The following is an 18,077-nucleotide window of genomic DNA, read 5'->3' on the forward strand; positions in this document are numbered from 1 at the left end:
TTCCCTTACTCATCCGTTGTCGCCACCGTTTTCTTAGGCGTTGCTCTCCAATACTTGCAGGAAACCTGCTTCGTCCATAACAGCCACGCCTAGTTTTTCTGCTTTCTCCAGCTTAGAGCCCGCTTTTTCACCTGCAATCACCAGGTCTGTCTTCTTGCTGACGCTGCCCGTTACCTTCCCACCCAAGCGCGCAATCGCTTCCTCTGCTTCCTGTCGCGATAATTGCGTCAAGGTGCCGGTTAAAACGATTGTTTTGCCTGAGAATGGGAGGTCTGCGCCACTTTCAATGCGGATTCCTTTGTACTCCATGTTCACTCCGGCCGTACGCAGTCTCTCAATAACTGCCTGAGCCTGCGGCTGTGCGAAGTAGTTCACGAGACTCGCAGCCATTTTCGGCCCGATCTCATCGATTTGTGTAATCTCTTCTTCGGATGCCTGCATAATGGCATCGATATTGCCAAAATGCTCCGCGAGAACACGTGCCGCCTTGGCTCCGACCAAACGAATACCAAGACCAAACAGTACGCGCTCCAGCGAGTTTTCCTTGCTCGCTTCAATCGCCGCGAGCAAATTATCTACGGACTTTTCACCCATGCGCTCCATGCCCATTAGAACATCGCGCTGTTGGTGCAAGTAATACAGGTCAGCAACACTGTGAATAATACCGTCGCGATACAGCTGAGCCACGACCTTTTCTCCCAAGCCGTCAATGTTCATGGCTGTTCGAGACACGAAATGAATCATGCCTTCACGGATCAGTGCCGGACACATCGGATTGATGCAGCGCAGAGCCACTTCTTCCTCCAAGCGCACCAGCTCACTGCCGCATTCTGGGCAATGCGTTGGCATGGCAAACGGTACTTCATTTCCAGTACGACGCTCTGGCAAGACCGCGATAATCTCCGGGATAATGTCCCCGGCTTTTTTGACGACAACATGATCGCCGATAAGGAGACCTTTTTCCCGAATAATATCTTCGTTGTGCAAGGAAGCACGCTTCACAGTTGTACCTGCCAGACTAACTGGCTTCAACAAAGCAGTCGGGGTAACATTCCCTGTACGCCCCACAGATACTTCAATACCTTCGAGAACCGTCACCGCTTCTTCGGCAGGGAACTTGTATGCGATAGCCCAACGCGGACTTTTCGCAGTAAATCCGAGCTCCTCCTGCTGCGCGTAACTGTCGACCTTGATCACCATGCCGTCGATTTCATAAGGCAAATGTGGACGCTTCTCTGTCCAGCCGGCAATAAAAGTGAGAAGTTCATCGACTTCGTCAAATACGCGTCGCTCCTGATTCACCATGAAGCCGAGCGTCTCCAGCAAATCAAGCCCTTCACTGTGCGATTCCACTGACTCCCCCTGCAAATCGCCAATGCCGTAAACAAACGTATCCAGTTGACGGGATGCGGCAATCTTTGGATCGAGCTGTCGGAGCGAGCCTGCTGCGGAATTGCGCGGGTTGGCAAATAACGCTTCTCCACGCTCCTCGCGTTCTTTATTCAGCTTTTCAAATGCTCCTTTGGACATGTAAGCCTCACCGCGAACCTCAAGGGTCAACGGTTTCGTCAGCCGCAAAGGAATGGAACGAATCGTTTTCAGGTTTTGTGTGATGTCTTCGCCTGTTGTTCCGTCTCCACGGGTAGCCCCGCGGACGAACAGCCCATTTTCATAATGAAGTGACACGGCCAGACCATCAATTTTCAGTTCAGCTACATATCGGACAGCCTGACTGCCAACGGCCTGACGTACTCGGCGGTCAAAATCCCTGATGTCCTCCTCATTAAAGGCGTTACCGAGACTGAGCATCGGTGTCCTATGAACGACCTTTTCAAAGAAGGGCAGCGGTTCTCCCCCTACACGCAAGGAAGGAGAATCAGGTGACTGCAAATCAGGGAAGCTGGTTTCAAGCTCCTTTAGCTCCCGCATCAATTGATCGTATTCCTGGTCAGAAATCTCAGGTCGATCCTCTTCATGGTAAAGACGATTATGCCGCTCAATTCGTTTCGCTAATTCTTTAATTTTTGTTTCCGCCGTCAATCGATCCATTTCGTTCATCCTTTCTTACTCTTACCTGTTCAAAAAGTTGGCTTTTCAGCACCGAGATAATGGTGAGAACCGTACGAAGGAGGAGCGGAGTGTAGGTCCCTACATGAGCACCGGACTTCGAAGGTGAACGCCATTATCGATGCGAATAAGCTTCCCGGACTGCTTCGTGATCAAAAGACGACTTTTTGAACTACCATTTTTGCGATTGGCTGTATTTGCATTTGCACACTATCCTTTTTGAATAGGAGCGAACTTCGCTAATAGCTTTTTAATGCCAGTCGGGCTTGGGAATGCAATGTCGAGCTCCATGTCGTCGCCCGTTCCTTTTACTTTGACGACCGTACCGTTGCCCCATTTGCCATGTGCTACTCTGTCGCCAACCTTCCAATCAACGCCTGCTCCTTGACCGTGACCAGGCAGTTTTTCACCCGCTGGACGGGTAAACGTAGCAGGTGTGCTGCTTGCGGTTCGCTGACCCATGCCAAATTTCGGAGCAGAGCCTGCTTGTGAGGAAGACGCTCCAAACGGTCTCGCTCCCGTGTCACGTCCGAACGCACTGCCATCACGCTGTCCAAATGCACTGCTTCGTCCACCGCCGAAGCTTCGGTCCGCTGTCGCTGGATTTCCTTCCAACAGCTCAGCCGGAATTTCTTGCAGGAAACGAGACGGCGCATTCACATTGGTCCGTCCGAACAACGTCCGCATACGGGCACAAGTCATGTACAGACGTTCCTCCGCCCGTGTAATTCCCACGTAAGCCAGTCGGCGCTCTTCCTCCATCTCGGTATCGTCAAACAAAGAGCGACTATGCGGGAAGACACCTTCCTCGCAACCAACCAGGAACACGACAGGAAACTCCAGCCCTTTGGCGCTATGCAAGGTCATTAATACAACCTGCCCATCTGCCGATACTTCCTCCTGAGCACCATCTTCTCCCAAGGAATCGATGTCTGCCACCAACGCGAGGTCAGTCAGGAAGGCTAGCAAGCTCTTGTCTTCATTTTTGCGCTCGAACTCCTGGGTTACAGACAGGAACTCCTCGATATTCTCCAGACGCGCCTGTGCTTCCAGCGTTTTTTCTTCTTTTAAAGAATCGCGGTATCCAGAGCGCTTCAGCACTTCTTCCACCAGCTCAGTCACACTCAAGTAATCGGTCATTTGCATCACATTCGAGATGAGATCATTAAAGGACAGGATCGCATTCGTCGTACGTGAAGGCAGCCCCATATAAGCCGTCTCCTGAATCGCTTGGAAAAGGGACTGACCATTTGCGTTCGCATACGCTTGTAGCTTATCTACTGTCGTATCCCCGATATTACGCTTCGGTACGTTGATAATGCGCTGCAAGCTGATATCGTCATCCGGATTGGAGATGAGACGCAAATAAGCCAAGATGTCTTTGATCTCTTTGCGATCGTAGAACTTGGTTCCGCCGACGATGGTGTACGGAATGTTCGACTTGATGAACACTTCCTCGACCACACGGGACTGTGCATTCGTCCGATACAGGACTGCAAATTTGTCGTAGCGCTTGTACTGTGCCATCTGCTTGCGAATCGTATCGACAATAAAATACGACTCGTCATGCTCGGAATCACCCTGGAAGCACATGATCTTGTCGCCACCCGGATTCTCCGTCCAGAGCTTCTTTTCCTTGCGCAGCTTGTTGTTGGCAATAACCTGGTTCGCCGCCTGCAAAATCGTTTTGGTAGAGCGATAGTTTTGCTCGAGCTTAATAAGTTTGGCTTCGGGATAGTCTTTTTCAAAGTTTAAAATGATCGAGATGTCGGCACCGCGCCATTTATAAATACTTTGGTCAGCATCCCCCACGCAGCATACATTTCGATACTTGTCTGCCAACATGGAAATCAAAAGGTATTGCGCCCGGTTTGTATCCTGATACTCGTCAACGTGTATGTAACGGAATTTCTTTTGATAAAACTCCAAGACTTCCGGCACTTCTTTAAACAGACGAACCGTCGTCATGATCAGATCGTCGAAGTCCAGCGACTGGTTATTTCTCAGCTTTTTCTGATAAGCCGTGTAAACCTTTGCTGCCACTTGTGCAAATGGATCGCCTGCAAGACGCGTATAGGTTTCTGGATCGGTCAGCTCGTTTTTCGCTCCACTGATCGCTGCCAAAATCGAACGCGGCTCATACTGCTTCGGATCGATGTTCAATTCTTTTAAACATTGCTTGACGACAGACAGCTGATCACCAGCATCCAAAATGGAAAAGCTACGATTGATGCCGAGTCGGTCGATATCCCTGCGCAAAATCCGCACACACAAGGAGTGAAATGTCGACAGCCATGCATCCTGCGCTGCCGCTCCGCCAATAATGGCAGCCACACGGTTTTGCATCTCCCGTGCTGCTTTGTTGGTGAAGGTGATCGCCAAAATGCTCCAAGGTGCTACCTGTTTGGCACTGATCAAGTATGCGATACGCTGTGTCAGTACCTTGGTCTTGCCGCTACCCGCACCGGCCAAAATCAAGACGGGGCCTTCTGTTGTAAGGACTGCTTCCCGCTGCTCCGGGTTCAGCCCTGCTGTGATACGATCTGCAAAAGACATATGTATAAATCCACCTTTCCACGTTCCCTAGACGAAAGCATATGTTCCTATTTTCGCACAGATCGCAGTGGAGTTCCAGTTCGTATCCCGAACAGGAAACATCATCCTTTCGGCAGCAATGGCTCGTACATCAAATAAGCCCGATTCTGCGTCAGCCATTCTTGCTCCACCCATTCTCCTTCCAGCGAATAAACATCACGATACAATTCATTCTTCCGTTCATACCCTCCCCAAATCGAAGGATGGATCTCATGTTCTTTCTCGATAATGACATACGTCCGTGTCGGTGGCATGTCTGAACGCCACTCCCCTACCAAATGTGTATCGGTCAGATAGACATGCAGTTGAAAGGGCTGAGTCGTCCGGTTGGCGATTTGCAAATCCAGATAGTTATAGAAACAAGTTGCCCCACTTCCGAACGGCTGTGTCCGATTCGAATCGGGAAAAACATCGTAGCTATGACGATGTCGTTCCGTCACTGTCAACGGCGTATGCAGGGTCATCCAGTACAGCAAATTGGAGAGCTGACAAAGCCCTCCGCCAACTCCAGCTGTGACGCGTCCCTGTGAGAGCAGCATGCCCTCTACATAGCCTTTGCTACGGGTCGGCTTGCCAATCTGTTTCCAGTACGAAAAGGTTTCTCCGGGATGGATAAGCAATCCGTTCAGTCGTGCAATCGCCAGACGCAAATTGATCACTTTGTTGTGCTGCATCCACATTTCCACGTTCTGCAATGGGCGTAACAAAATCGTTTGATGAGAATAATGGACATAACGCAACCATTCGCTTCTTTTCTCATGAGCGAACCTCGTTTGACCAAATGTCCATTGTACATACCTTTTCCAACGAAAATAGGCCATGCCTGCTGCCAGACGCCACTTTCCCCGTGCGATCGGTTTCATTGCGCACCCCGACTTCCTGATTATTACAATAGACGCAAGAATTTGGGATGAAGTTGCGGTCGAATACGGGAGAGCCCCTCACTTCTTACACTTTTGTAAGCGAGACGTAAGCATATGCCATTTCTCCTCCATCTCCGGATGAGCTAGGATAGGAAAAGTGCGCGATCGGACGACTAACAACGAGAGAAGGAAGTGATGGGATTGAAAGAAAACGCACCTACCATGAACCAACGAATTGATACAGTAGATACCGTACGGGGCTTCGCCTTAATGGGCATTCTCCTCGTCAACATCGTGGCATTGCTGTATGCACAAACACCTGAGATAGGAAGTGTGGACCACTGGCTGTTCCAGTTTTTCAATTTCTTTGTGGAATCTCGCTTCTTCGTGATCTTTTCCTTCTTGTTTGGCGTGGGCTTCTATATTTTCATCAGTCGTGCAAAAGCAAAAGGGGCCAATAGTACCGTTTTGTTCATTCGGCGTTTGATTGCGCTGCTCGCTCTTGGCTTTGTGCATAAAATGTTTCACCCTGGCGAAGCGCTCTTCATCTACGCCATCTTCGGCTTCATATTACTGCCTTTTTATCGTTTGAAGGCGAAAACCAATCTGGTCATCGGCCTTATTCTGTCTATAGCTGTCTGCGCTACCGGCTTCAAGCCGCTTTTGGTGCTTCCGTTGTTTATTTTGGGACTCGCTGTTGGGCAGTACGGGGTCTTTCAGGACATTCCGAGATTTTTGCCTGTGATTAAAAAAGTGCAGGGCGTGACCTTCATCCTTTCGTTAATCGGCTTGTTTATCCAATACCGGCTGACTCCTGCTGATCCAGCAATGGGTGGAGCGAATCTGGTTGTAGACGATACCATGTCAGAAGAAACCCTACAGCATTTGATGAACTACACGATTGCCTTGACCTCCACAGGTCTTGTCATGGCTGCCTTCTACACAACGACCCTGATTCGGCTCTTGCAAAACAAAACCGTCCAAACGCTCTTGTCTCCGCTAACCAGCTACGGTCGCATGGCTTTGACAAACTACGTCGGACAAACCGTATTGATCCTTGTGGGAAGCTATTTGTTCGATTGGTTCGGCAATCTGGGCTACTTGCAAACGACACTGATCTGCCTCGGTATCTACGTGGTCCAAATGGTATTTAGTGTACGCTGGCTGGCTGTCTTCCGCATGGGGCCACTTGAGTGGGTATGGCGATTATTTACGTATATGAAAATCACACCACTGCGAAAATAAACAAGCAAAGACCCCAGAAAAAGCTGCCTGACAGCTGATCCGGGGTCTCTTTCTATTTTTTCGCCAAGTATTTGCGAATGTCAAAAGCAACGGCTGCCACAATGATGAGCCCTTTGATGATGAGCTGCCAATACGGGTTGACTCCGATAAACGTAAGTCCGTAGTTGATGACGCCAAAAATAAGGACACCCGCAAGCACACCTGGAACGGTACCAATTCCGCCAGACGTCGAGACTCCACCTACCACACAGGCTGCAATGGCGTCCAGCTCGTACATGTTGCCGTAGTTGTTCGTCGCGCCACCTGTTCTGGCTGACTCCAGAACGCCTCCGAGTCCATACAGGGCACCAGCAATGGCATAAATAATCATGAGGTTAAAAGCGACGTTGATCCCGGAAACAGTTGCGGCCTGCATGTTGCCTCCGATGGCGTACATGTTTTTTCCAAGCCGTGTTTTATTGAAAATCACCCAGACGATGAACGCAACCATGATCGCAATGATAACGATATACGGAATCGAATACGGGCCACTCGGGCCGATGTACCCTGTCCCAAGCTGATTGAAGTCACTGCGCAGTCCAGCAATTGGCTGCGATTGATTGGGCTCCATATCAAAATAGATGGAGTTGAATCCGTATACAATGACCATCATGCCCAACGTGGCGATAAAAGGGGGCACACTAAAACGAGACACAATGATGCCATTGATCAGACCAACCAGCAAGCCCGCAGCAATTGCAATGAGAATGGGGATAAGCAACGGCAAATCGGGTAAATCCGGGAAAAACCTCCGCGGATAATCTTGGCTTTGCAGCATCGAGGCGGAGATGACAGCCGTCAATCCAACCACTCGCCCCGCTGAGAGATCCGTTCCTCCTGTGATGAGAACAAACGCAGCACCCAAGGCAATAATGGCGCGAGTTGAGGATTGCATCAAAATATCCCGAAGCGTTGTAATGGAAAGAAAATTGGGATCGTAAATCGCTATTCCCGCTATTAACAAAACCAGAACGATATAGATGGCGTTTTGCGTAACAAAGCCTTGCACCTGTTTAGCAGACAACTGAGACATACCTCTTCCCCTCCTTTCTCATGCAAGATGTTTGGTAGCCAGCCGCATGATCTCTTCTTCAGTTGCCGCTGGGCCAGACAAAAACCCCGAGAGCCTCCCCTCGCACATGACCATGATCCGATCTGACATTCCAAGCAGCTCCGGCATTTCCGAGGAAATCATGATGATGCCTTTTCCCTGACTCGCCAGCTCCGCGATGATTGTATAAATTTCGTATTTGGCGCCGACATCGACCCCACGCGTAGGTTCGTCCAGCAATAAAATATCCGGATCAGTCAAAAGCCACCGCGCCAGCAGAACCTTTTGCTGATTGCCTCCTGACAGGTTTTTGATCAGTGCTTTCATAGAGGGAGTCTTAACGCGGAGCATCTCGATGCTGCGGCTGACATCGGCTCTACACTTGCGCTCATTGAGGAGCAGAAAAGGGGTTTGGTAACTGGACAAATTCGCAATGACCGTATTTTCCAAAATCGATAAGACAGGAATGATGCCGGTGACGCGCCGCTCCTCCGTCAAGAGCGCCATTTTGTACTTCTTCGCATCCTTCGGTGATTTGATCCGTACCTCCTGACCGTTGATCGACACTTTTCCTGCTGACACCGCGCGTAGTCCAAACAATGCCTCAATCAGCTCTGTTCGTTGTGCGCCCACGAGGCCGCCTATGCCCAAGATTTCGCCTTTGCGTAATTCAAACGACACGTGCTGAAATGACTGGGGGAATGGTGAGGTCAGTCCCTCTACCTTCAAAATCGGTTCCCTTGGCGTATTGGATCGACTCGGGAAACGCTGCGTCAGGTCCCGTCCGACCATTCTGGAGATGATCAGGTCTGTCGTCAGCTCGGTCGCCCGCCATGTTCCAATGAGCTTGCCATCGCGCATGATCGTCACGTCATCCGCAATCCGTAAAATTTCTTCCATCTTGTGTGAAATATAGATGATGGCGACACCTCTGCTCTTCAGTTCGCGGATGATCGCAAATAACTGCTCCACCTCGTTTCCCGTCAAGGAAGACGTCGGTTCGTCCATAATAATCACTTTGGATTGGTAGGAGACAGCTTTGGCAATTTCAAGCGACTGTACCTTGGATACAGACAAGTCACGGACTACAGCGTGCGGATTCAGGTCCATTCCCAGATCAGCAAACAGCTTCTCTGTATCCGAAAGCATTTTTTTCTCATCCACAAACGGAAAAGGACCGATTCTTTTGACCGGAAAACGTCCTAGCCATATGTTTTCCATGACATTGCGAAAGGGCACCGGATGCAGCTCTTGATGAATCATGGAGATGCCATGTGCCAGCGCGTCCTTTGAGCTGCTCATCGTCACCTGCTCATTGTTTAACACGATTTCTCCCGCATCTGGCCGATAAATTCCGAAGAGACACTTCATCAGGGTCGATTTGCCTGCTCCATTCTCTCCCATCAGTGCATGGACTGTGCCGGGACGGACTTTTAGCGTGACATCATCGAGTGCCTTGACCCCTGGAAATTCTTTATGAATGTGGTTCATTTCCAACAAAAACGCATGTTGGTCCATGCGAATGCCCTCCTTTTTGCAAAAATCATCCCCATCACCGAAACAGGAGAGTCGGATTCGTCTCTTCACCGACTCTCCTGCTTTTTTATTTCGCGTCGTTCATGTTTTCCTTGGTGATTTTTTTGTAGGGCACCCACACGTACTTGCCATCCGTAATGTCAAAGCCTGTGGAATCTTTCGTTGGCGTTTCGCCCATTGCCAAAGACGCAGCGATACTAAGGGTGGCTTTTCCTTGGTTATTCGCATCGTTGAGGACCGTTCCGAGCAAGGTTCCTGCCTCCAGCTCCTTCAGTGCAGGCGCTGTGGCATCCACGCCAACAACGGGCATATACTTGCCATTCGCAAAATAGCCGGATGCCTTCAGCGCTTCGATCGCCCCTAGTGCCATATCGTCGTTGTTGGCAAGAACAGCTTCGATCTTGTCACCGGATGCTGCGAGGAAGGCTGCCATCTTTTCCTGCCCTTTTACGCGATCCCACATGGCTGTATCTTCCGCGACCTTCTCTACTTTAATCCCTGCATCTTCAATCGCCTTCACCGAAAACTTCGTCCGCAGCTCAGCATCCTGATGCCCTGGCTCACCTTTTAACATGACGTATTGGAGGACGCCATCCTTGTTTTTATCTGCTTCCGGGTTTGCCTTCCAGTAATCGACGATCAGCTGCCCAGAAATCGTGCCGGATTCCTCCGCTTTTGCTCCCACGTAATAGACCTTATCCCACTTCTGCATATCCTCTGGCATCGGCTCACGGTTAAAGAAGACGACAGGAATATTGGCTTGCTTCGCCTTGTCGATAAGGACACCAGCAGCTGTGCGATCCACCGGATTGATGGCGAGGGCGTTTACCTTTTTGTTAATGAACAAATCCACTTTGTCATTTTGCGTAGGCTGGGCATTTTGGCTGTCTACAATGTCCACTTCCGCTTTGCCCTCCGCGGCCTTAGAAATCGCATTGCGCACTCCTGTCATGAACGTATCATCGAACTTGTAGATGGCGACTCCGATTTTGGGATTCCCCGCAGGAGCCGATCCTCCCCCCGACGCTGCCGGCTGCGAACCGCCTGATTGTGAGCATCCAACCACCGAGAGTGTAACAGCGGCCACCAATGTAGTGGCAATCAGCTTTCTCATTCGATAATCCCCCTTTATCCCCTATGTTTACATCTGATATACACCAAATGTAAGCGTTTTCCCAAATGTGTTCCATCGAAAATCCTGCGCATTTCTATCAAAATTCTCATCTGTTTTTCGGGGGCCTATTTAACGAAGGGGAAAAGGAGCTTTTGATTCTCCGACCAGAACATATTCTCCCGATCGATTACTTTTGTTCCGGTGTCGACCAGACTGGGCACGGCTTCACCGTTGCTCGCTTCGACTGCGTACTTGACCCCGAGATATCCCATCGATAGCGGCTTCTGGATGATCGTCGCGGAAATGATTCCTTCCTGCAAATACTCCAGTACTTCCGGCGGACTGTCGATTGCTACGATTTTGACTTTGTCCCGCAGTCCACTGTTTTCCATTTCCTCGGCCACACCGATCGCAGTACTGGCATCGAGTGCAATCACCCCTTTCAACTGCGGATGCTTACGGATCAGTTCGCGCGTCCAGTCACCGATCTGCTTTTTATCCAAGGGAACATTTTCGTTGGCCACCAGTTCAACCTGCGTTTCCCGTGGGAGCAAATCGAGGACGCCCTGTTCTCTTTGTTTGGCATTGGCCTTTACCCGATCTGTGCCGAGCAATGCGATTTGTCCCTTTTTTTCGATCAGGAATACCATTTTTTCGAATGCCTTCATGCCCATATCGTAGTTATCCGTCCCAATGTAGCTTTTGACGGCTGAATCATTTCCGACTGTGTCGAGTACAAGGATCGGGATGGCCCGCTCTCTTGTCAGCTTGATGGCTTCTCGCAAGACTTGTTCGTCACTAGGTGCCACCACGATTGTCTCGGAGCCATCAGCAATTGCCTGCTGCACCAGTTCCATTTGCCTGTGGGCATCCTCCTCATAGTCCGGCGCGTAAAAATTCAGGTTTCGCTCATATTCCTTGGCAGCCATCTCCGCTCCGAGCTTGACCGTTCGCCAATAATCGCCGTGCTTCATACGGACGATCAGCGCCACTGTCTTTTTCTTGTCTACTTCCCCATTCGTAAGCGGAGCACTGCACGAGTAGAAAAGCGTCACCGCTACCAAAAAGAACAGTCCGTATACGCTAAATCGTTTCACCGCTGCTGTCCTCATAAACGATCTCGCTCCTCTGCAAGTTGGCGCGGAATCCATACACGCACAACGGTCCCCTCTTCCTGTTCGCTCGCGATTTCCAAACCGTACTCTTCGCCGAAGGTCAAGCGGATGCGCTCTTGCACGTTTTGAATCCCAACGCCCGAGCCTTCTTCGCTTTTGTAAAAGCCAGCTTTTACTTGTGCAAGAACATCAGGGGACATGCCCAAGCCATTGTCGCTTACCTGGAGTAACACCTTACCGTCGATGAGTGCTGCCAATATACGAATCCTGCCCGGATCAGCCAAATGCTCAATTCCGTGGTAGATGGCGTTTTCCACAATCGGCTGGAGCAGTAACTTCAGCGTCAGACAGTTGAGCACCTCACCTTCATCCTCGACCACGATCTCGTACTCAAATTTTTGCTTGTACCTCATTTTTTGAATAATGAGATAATGTCGCGCATGCTCCAGCTCTTCTCGCACCGTAATAATGTTCTTGCCTCTGCTCAGGCTAATCCGAAACAGCTTTGACAACGAAGTAATCGTGGTGATGACATCCTCGTTTTTTCCGTTGCCGACCATTCTGACCACAGAGTTCAACGTGTTGTACAGAAAATGCGGATTGATCTGTGCCTGTAGCACCTCCAGCTCGCTTTTTCGTTTGGCTTCCTGTTCCCAAATGATCTGGTGCATCAATTCCCTGACCTTCGCGACCATCAGATGAAAACGCAAGGAAAGCTGCTCGACCTCATGGCTTCCCCGGATCGGTTCACTCTCTGAAAAGTCTCCTTGCTCCACCTTTTCCATGGATCGCTCCAGCAGCTTGATCGGTCGTGATATTTTCGCAGAGAGATAGTGCAGCACGAACAGCACAATGACAATTACAAAGATGAGCAGCCAAAAAATGAAGCGACTGATTTCTTTTTTGGTCGTCACAATCTCGTCCATGTAGGACACCCCAATGATTTTCCAGCCTAGCTGATCGATCGTTTTGATGGTAATCAAGCGCGTTTCGTCCTGTGTCTCTTCTACATAGCTGCCGTAGGAATGCTTCAGCGGCAAGGAACGGTTTTCATTTTTCAATCCGGCGTAAATCAACTGCTGCTGCGGATGGTAGACAATGTTCCCAACCAAATCGATGATGTAGACGTACCCCTTTTTCCCCAAGCCCACTCTTTGGCACAGGTCATCGATCTCTTTGAAATTCACATCGACTAAAAGTACAGCCGGAATTTCTCCGTCAGGTCCGTGGAGAAGAATTTCCCGACTCATCGAGACGACCCAGGTGTACTCCCCTTTAAACAAGTTCTGGATATGCGGGAGCGAAAAGGACAGGTTCGTCGGGTCCTCGATCGCCTTTTGGAACCAGCTCTGTTCGGTCAAACGAGTGTTTCTCCTCAGTACTTTGGAAGGAGTTGTGGCCAATAACGTTCCGTCACGTGTAAAAACCGCGATGGAGACGATGTCCTTTCTCGTTTCTACGATTGTCTCCAGCTGTTCACTCAGCTTGTCTGCCGTGAGTCCCTTGCTTCTTCTGATCTTATCATCGACGAGTTCGAAAATTTGCGTCATCCCATTCAAATAGCTGTCCAGATTGTATTTCACCTGCTCCAGGATTTGCTGCGTGTGCAGATAGGCATTTTGCTCAGCTGTCTGCGCAAATTTTCCGTACAGCATTACTCCGACAAACAGCATGACGAGTACCGTCACGAGTGTAAAAGAAGTGGTAATGATAAATTGAATCCTTTTGACCTTGATCACCGCGAGCAATCTTTTCATCGGTTAACCTTCCTGCTCGCTCTGACTTCGGTACTCTTTAGCGGACATGCCTGCATACTTGCGAAAGCTGAAACTAAAGTAATTGGGATCGGTATATCCTACTTTCTCCGCGACTTCAAAGGACTTCAAATCGGTCGTCCGCAAAAGCTCCTTGGCTTTTTCCATGCGCAATGACAGGAGATAGGACACAAAGGTGGTTTTCGTCTCTTTCTTGAAAATACCGCTAAAATAACCGAGGCTAATGTGCAGATGATCGCACACCTTGTGGATGGATATGTCGGGAGAATGGTAATGCTTGTGGGTGTAGTCCAATGCCTGGGTGATCAATCTTCTGTACGTCGTTTGCCGTCCGCTTGCGATACTTGCCATGATGCGCTCACAAATTTCTGTAATCTGTACGCGTGCGTCCTCCATACCAGTAAAAGTCGTCATGACCTGCAACAGGTGGTATTGCCCACCAAACAACTGATCCATATCGACCTCAGCTCGATGAGCCGTCTTCAAAATCGTCGTCATAATCTCCAACAAAAAAATTCGATAATCGTCAATCGATATGGGTACACCCGCTATTTGATCAAACATTTCATCGATTACGGTCCGAAGCTCCGCACTCGTCCCCATTTTGATACACCGAACAAATTCATGCTCCCTTCTCTCATCGAGTCGTATCTGCTCACTCGCTTGCTTTTCCACGTCATTGATCACGATCATCCTGTTGCAGCCAAGGATGCTTTTGTAGTCGAGTGCCTGCCTGGCGTCCTCATACGAGTAAGGGAGTGCTGCTACATCTGTCACGACGTTGCCGATTCCGATGGTTACCGTGATGCTCATATATTTTTCAATCGTTCGCCTGATTTCATCTGCGATGTTTTGTGTTCGCACTTCAATTCGCTGCGTGTCGTCTGCCATTGTTTGCATGAGCAGCACAACCTGATCTTCATGGAGAAACACAATGCCCTCCTGTTTGCCTGCGTTCAGCTGCTCTTCTGCAATATTTTTCACAGCAAAAAGAAACAGCTGCTGCTCCTCCTGCTTGGGCTGGTCGACACAGATGACAGCCACGAGATATTCGGGACTCCTGAGCTCTATCCCGTATTCGCAGGCTTTTGAAAAAACATCGTGCTGGACTAGCTGACGACTCAGCAAAGATGATAAAAAAACCTCCCGCAAAACCGGCAAGCTTTTTCGATAGCTATCGCGCAAAAGCTGAACGTTTTCCCGATGAGCCGCCTCTTCGTCCATCCGTCTCTTGACCTTGTCCAGCGCTTCCATCAGCTCACTCGCAGAAAACGGCTTGAGCACATATTCATCAATTTGTAGCTTCACGGCCTTTTGTGCATACTCGAACTCATCAAACCCAGTCAGGATAATGATGCGAATGGCAGGATACTCGCGCCCGATGGACTCCGCCAGCTGAAGTCCGTTCATAAAGGGCATCTTGATGTCGGTTACGACGACGTCCGGTCGCAGTCTCTCAACCAGCTCCAATGCCTCTCTGCCGTTCTCTGCTTTGGCAACCACCTCGTATCCGTGGCTATGCCAGTCAATTTCTTGGCTAACCCCTTCTCTCACATCTTCTTCGTCATCTACCAATATCAGCTTATACATAGGCACCTCCCGCTGTTGTATTTGTACAACGGGAGGCGACTGTTTTCCTGCCAATGGAAGGTTATGGCGCTACCACGTCATATTCAGATCATCTGCATAGAACAGAATCGCTTTATGATAGGCCAAAATCGTAGGATCGCTTGAGGTTTCTGCGAGGTTTTTCAGGAGGAGATTCATGGCTTCGTGGTGCTTCCCGAGATTGTAATAGGCCATGGAAAGAAAAATCGGAAAGGAACGGTCCTCGGGAAACTGTTGCATCCCCTTCGCGAGCGTAGCTGCTGCCTGCTCGTATAGTCCCAGCACGCGATACGTACTGCCCAGACCCAGTAATGCCCCTTGCAGGTCGTCATCGACAGACAGTCCAAGCTCAATCGCTTTTTCGTAAAAGGGAACGGCTTCCTTCTCCAATCCAGCTGCGTCGTGGCACCACGCACATTGATAATGGGCGACAGGATCAGTCGGGGATTGGCTGACGAGCTGAAGGGCAAGCTGGATCGCTTCGTCCAGATGCCCTTCTTTTCGCAGTTGAATGATATTTTGGATCATCGGGTTCATGTGAGCACTTCCTTTGCCTGAGTATCTCTCTTCCCCCTAGCGTAACAGGGCAACTTGGCAAGGTGAAGACGTAATTTATGTGCCCTGCAAAGATTTTGCCCGCTCTCTTTCGCTTCTCCGTTGTCGGTACGCTCTCATCCACGACCAGCCCAAAATGAGAAACGGAACCAGAACCAACAGGATCAACAGAATGCCGTCCCAAAACTCCCACGAGTGAAGCGGAGCGTTCTTCATGTCGTCGCCGATGATCCAGATAAAATCGACCGCCATGCGCAGTTGATACTGGACAAAGAACCAGATTCCCCACACCGATCCAATCAAGTAGACCCAGCTATACCAGCGGATAACTCTTTTCTCATGGTCGGCTACGTACTCCCATTCCTCCTGCTCATCCTGCCTCAAGGAACGGAATTTCCCTTTTAGAAACAGACGTGTATTCACCATCAAATTGGAGCAATGGAACTTGGTTGCCAGCACGTAATACAAATCCGTCTGCATGAAAACCATGAACTGAAAGGCCAAAGCCATGAGCAGGATCACATTCAGCATACGAATGAATGCTTCCATGAAAGGCACAAGCGTCAGCCAGCCTTGATCATTGGCAAACAACAGAATGACACCGATTCCCATAAACATCGCATCCCAGGACATTCCCGCCAAAAACGCCCTGTATCTGCGCTGTGGCTCCACGAGAACAATATTGGACATATTCGTCTCTGCTACAGCAAAAACAAGTCGATGCCCCAGACCAATACGACTGCCGATTCCCAATGATCGGGCCGCCATTAAGTGGGCCATCTCATGGAAAAAGAGAAAAACCCAAGTGGCCACGAAAGAAACCACAACCGAAACCGTCACGGAAGAAGAAACAAAAATATCGGAATAGACCGGAATATACTTGCCCGTAAACACACAAATCAAAAGACCTGTGACAAATAAGAGACCGTATAATCCAAAGGCAACACGATTAAAGAAAAACTGACCCGTCTCCTGCTTGATCCAAGAGAAATGATCTACTACCGGTACTGGCTCGTTGACAACTTCTCCATCTGCCATGTACACAAATTGATAGGAAGCAATTAAATCCTGCGCAAAGTCAAGCACATCCACCGGTTCGCCCAACTGTTCTTCCATGATCGTCGCGACTTCATTGATGCTCTTCCCTTCATCCAGCATATCGATGATCTCGACACCAATGGCCGGAAGCACAATGAAATTGCTGATATCCGTTCGTCCAATGAGGATCTCTTCCTCGTTTTCCGCCCGACGCGCAAGCGGGTGCATCTTGAGAATGCTCTCTCCTGAGATGTTCACTTGACCGACACCTTCCTCTCTTACAGGAACGACTCCTTACTTTGCGAGCACTTCATTTCTCTTGATATGAAAAATCGGCTCCGTTCCGCTGCCGCCCCCGCAAGTTGGGCATTCGGCTTCATTTCGCTCCCACTCAAAAAACACGCTCTTTTCCAACGTGTTGAAATCAAAAATGATAAATTTGCCTGCCGATTGTACCGGAGCGATTCCTGTCAAATACCTGATTGCATCGGAAGCCATCATTCCCGTAATCATCATGGTGTTGGGGGCAATGGTGGCGGTAGGCAGAATAAAGTTGGTATCGAGCAGCCTTTGGATCAACTGCGGATAGTCCTCGATCTGTGTAGAACGATGCAAATGCATGCAGTCGATACAGCCTGTCTTGCCCGGTTCTACCATGAAGAACTGTCCTTCGATCAGGTTGAATCCCCCGGCAATGAACGGGATTTGCAGCTTGGTGCAGGCATGATTCACCCATCTCTGCAAAAAGAAAAAGGGCTGATCGGCTGCGAGCATCACGAGGTCACTTCCGGCAATAACCCGCTCCACGTCTTCGCCTGACTTGATTTGCAGCGTCTCCGTTTCAATCAATACCTCAGAATGAAGCCTTCCGATGAAATCACGTGCCGCTTCCACCTTCAGGCGACCAATATCATGCTCGTTAAAGACCATTTGTCTGTTCAAATTGCTGAGCTCTACTCTATCAAAATCCACGAGCTTGATATGCTGGATTCCCGCTCCTACCAGATTGACCAGTAGTGTAGAGCCAAAGGCACCCATTCCCAGGATCGTCACTTTTTTTCTACTTACTTGCTCCTGTAGCTCGCTTGGACTTTGATTGAGATCGGTAAACAAGGAGAAGTAGCGGATATTCGCTTTATATCTTTCCTTTTGTTCTGAAGTCAGAGCGGAAGCCTCTTCCTTCGCCTGATCCATCAGGAAGCCCAATCCACTCAGTGATTCCACTGCTTCCGATATTTCTTCATACGTAATTTCGGGGTAATCCACAACCAATAATGTATGTATTTCACCGATAGTACGAGTGCCATCCATCAGTCTGATCATCTTGCGGATGGACCCGTTCTCGTCTTCCAATTCGAAGGTATAGCCAGGAGCTTCTCCCAAGCGGATCATTTGCTCTGTCACTTCATAAACGGGATGTACTGGTTTAAATAAAGGACGACGTTCCATACAAAACACCTCCCAATAATGGGGTTC

13 protein-coding genes are annotated in these 18,077 nt (G+C 49.5%); 1 reads left to right on the forward strand and 12 read right to left on the reverse strand.

Annotated features, from left to right (window positions below; all coding sequences use genetic code 11):
- Positions 1-33 precede the first annotated feature (33 nt).
- From ligA to HPY28_RS13130, 3 genes are all read right to left on the reverse strand, one after another.
- The gene (ligA, locus tag HPY28_RS13120; RefSeq protein ID WP_174230714.1) at positions 34-2,049 is read right to left on the reverse strand and encodes an NAD-dependent DNA ligase LigA; all 2,016 of its coding nucleotides are present in this window, start codon (positions 2,047-2,049) and stop codon (positions 34-36) included.
- Positions 2,050-2,277: 228 nt separating this feature from the next.
- A complete protein-coding gene (gene pcrA, locus HPY28_RS13125) occupies positions 2,278-4,623 on the reverse strand; it encodes a DNA helicase PcrA (RefSeq protein ID WP_174230715.1) in 2,346 nt (781 codons plus the stop codon).
- A gap of 101 nt (positions 4,624-4,724) precedes the next feature.
- Complete coding sequence (locus HPY28_RS13130) at positions 4,725-5,525, reverse strand: VanW family protein (protein WP_174224957.1); 801 nt, start codon at positions 5,523-5,525, stop codon at positions 4,725-4,727.
- Positions 5,526-5,720: 195 nt separating this feature from the next.
- Here HPY28_RS13130 and HPY28_RS13135 point away from each other — a divergent pair, with 195 nt between their 5' ends.
- On the forward strand, positions 5,721-6,770 hold the full coding sequence (locus tag HPY28_RS13135; RefSeq protein WP_174230716.1) for a DUF418 domain-containing protein: 1,050 nt from the start codon (positions 5,721-5,723) through the stop codon (positions 6,768-6,770).
- A gap of 52 nt (positions 6,771-6,822) precedes the next feature.
- Here HPY28_RS13135 and mglC read toward each other — a convergent pair whose 3' ends face one another.
- The 9 genes from mglC to HPY28_RS13180 all read right to left on the reverse strand — a co-directional run bounded on the left by mglC (position 6,823) and on the right by HPY28_RS13180 (position 18,050).
- Complete coding sequence (gene mglC / locus HPY28_RS13140; RefSeq protein ID WP_017249790.1) at positions 6,823-7,842, reverse strand: galactose/methyl galactoside ABC transporter permease MglC; 1,020 nt, start codon at positions 7,840-7,842, stop codon at positions 6,823-6,825.
- An 18-nt stretch (positions 7,843-7,860) separates the two neighbouring features.
- A complete protein-coding gene (locus HPY28_RS13145) occupies positions 7,861-9,378 on the reverse strand; it encodes a sugar ABC transporter ATP-binding protein (RefSeq protein WP_174224955.1) in 1,518 nt (505 codons plus the stop codon).
- A gap of 85 nt (positions 9,379-9,463) precedes the next feature.
- Complete coding sequence (locus tag HPY28_RS13150; RefSeq protein ID WP_174230717.1) at positions 9,464-10,510, reverse strand: galactose ABC transporter substrate-binding protein; 1,047 nt, start codon at positions 10,508-10,510, stop codon at positions 9,464-9,466.
- Positions 10,511-10,635: 125 nt separating this feature from the next.
- Positions 10,636-11,622 carry a substrate-binding domain-containing protein gene (locus HPY28_RS13155; protein ID WP_174224954.1) on the reverse strand — a complete coding sequence of 329 codons (987 nt, stop codon included), beginning with the start codon at positions 11,620-11,622 and terminating at the stop codon, positions 10,636-10,638.
- Positions 11,619-13,382 carry a cache domain-containing sensor histidine kinase gene (locus HPY28_RS13160; RefSeq protein WP_174224953.1) on the reverse strand — a complete coding sequence of 588 codons (1,764 nt, stop codon included), beginning with the start codon at positions 13,380-13,382 and terminating at the stop codon, positions 11,619-11,621. Before HPY28_RS13160 ends, HPY28_RS13155 begins: the two co-directional genes overlap by 4 nt.
- A gap of 3 nt (positions 13,383-13,385) precedes the next feature.
- The gene (locus HPY28_RS13165) at positions 13,386-14,990 is read right to left on the reverse strand and encodes a response regulator (protein WP_174230718.1); all 1,605 of its coding nucleotides are present in this window, start codon (positions 14,988-14,990) and stop codon (positions 13,386-13,388) included.
- Positions 14,991-15,059: 69 nt separating this feature from the next.
- Positions 15,060-15,545, reverse strand: a complete 486-nt coding sequence (locus HPY28_RS13170; RefSeq protein ID WP_173622614.1) for a tetratricopeptide repeat protein — start codon at positions 15,543-15,545, stop codon at positions 15,060-15,062.
- Between the two features lie 75 nt (positions 15,546-15,620).
- Entirely contained in the window at positions 15,621-16,859 is a 1,239-nt protein-coding gene (locus tag HPY28_RS13175; protein ID WP_173622613.1) for a PqqD family protein, read from the reverse strand.
- A 36-nt stretch (positions 16,860-16,895) separates the two neighbouring features.
- On the reverse strand, positions 16,896-18,050 hold the full coding sequence (locus tag HPY28_RS13180; RefSeq protein ID WP_017249782.1) for a HesA/MoeB/ThiF family protein: 1,155 nt from the start codon (positions 18,048-18,050) through the stop codon (positions 16,896-16,898).
- Positions 18,051-18,077 lie beyond the last annotated feature (27 nt).

Origin of the sequence: Brevibacillus sp. HB1.2, assembly GCF_013332495.1 — a bacterium.
Classification (GTDB): Bacteria; Bacillota; Bacilli; order Brevibacillales; family Brevibacillaceae; genus Brevibacillus; species Brevibacillus porteri.

What these genes read in the sequence shown, in the direction of transcription:
- ligA (WP_174230714.1), bottom strand. Translation starts at nt 2,049, where the DNA reads ATGGATCGATTGACGGCGGAAACAAAAATTAAAGAATTAGCGAAACGA.
- pcrA (WP_174230715.1), bottom strand. Translation starts at nt 4,623, where the DNA reads ATGTCTTTTGCAGATCGTATCACAGCAGGGCTGAACCCGGAGCAGCGG.
- HPY28_RS13130 (WP_174224957.1), bottom strand. Translation starts at nt 5,525, where the DNA reads ATGAAACCGATCGCACGGGGAAAGTGGCGTCTGGCAGCAGGCATGGCC.
- HPY28_RS13135 (WP_174230716.1), top strand. Translation starts at nt 5,721, where the DNA reads ATGGGATTGAAAGAAAACGCACCTACCATGAACCAACGAATTGATACA.
- mglC (WP_017249790.1), bottom strand. Translation starts at nt 7,842, where the DNA reads ATGTCTCAGTTGTCTGCTAAACAGGTGCAAGGCTTTGTTACGCAAAAC.
- HPY28_RS13145 (WP_174224955.1), bottom strand. Translation starts at nt 9,378, where the DNA reads ATGGACCAACATGCGTTTTTGTTGGAAATGAACCACATTCATAAAGAA.
- HPY28_RS13150 (WP_174230717.1), bottom strand. Translation starts at nt 10,510, where the DNA reads ATGAGAAAGCTGATTGCCACTACATTGGTGGCCGCTGTTACACTCTCG.
- HPY28_RS13155 (WP_174224954.1), bottom strand. Translation starts at nt 11,622, where the DNA reads ATGAGGACAGCAGCGGTGAAACGATTTAGCGTATACGGACTGTTCTTT.
- HPY28_RS13160 (WP_174224953.1), bottom strand. Translation starts at nt 13,382, where the DNA reads ATGAAAAGATTGCTCGCGGTGATCAAGGTCAAAAGGATTCAATTTATC.
- HPY28_RS13165 (WP_174230718.1), bottom strand. Translation starts at nt 14,990, where the DNA reads ATGTATAAGCTGATATTGGTAGATGACGAAGAAGATGTGAGAGAAGGG.
- HPY28_RS13170 (WP_173622614.1), bottom strand. Translation starts at nt 15,545, where the DNA reads ATGAACCCGATGATCCAAAATATCATTCAACTGCGAAAAGAAGGGCAT.
- HPY28_RS13180 (WP_017249782.1), bottom strand. Translation starts at nt 18,050, where the DNA reads ATGGAACGTCGTCCTTTATTTAAACCAGTACATCCCGTTTATGAAGTG.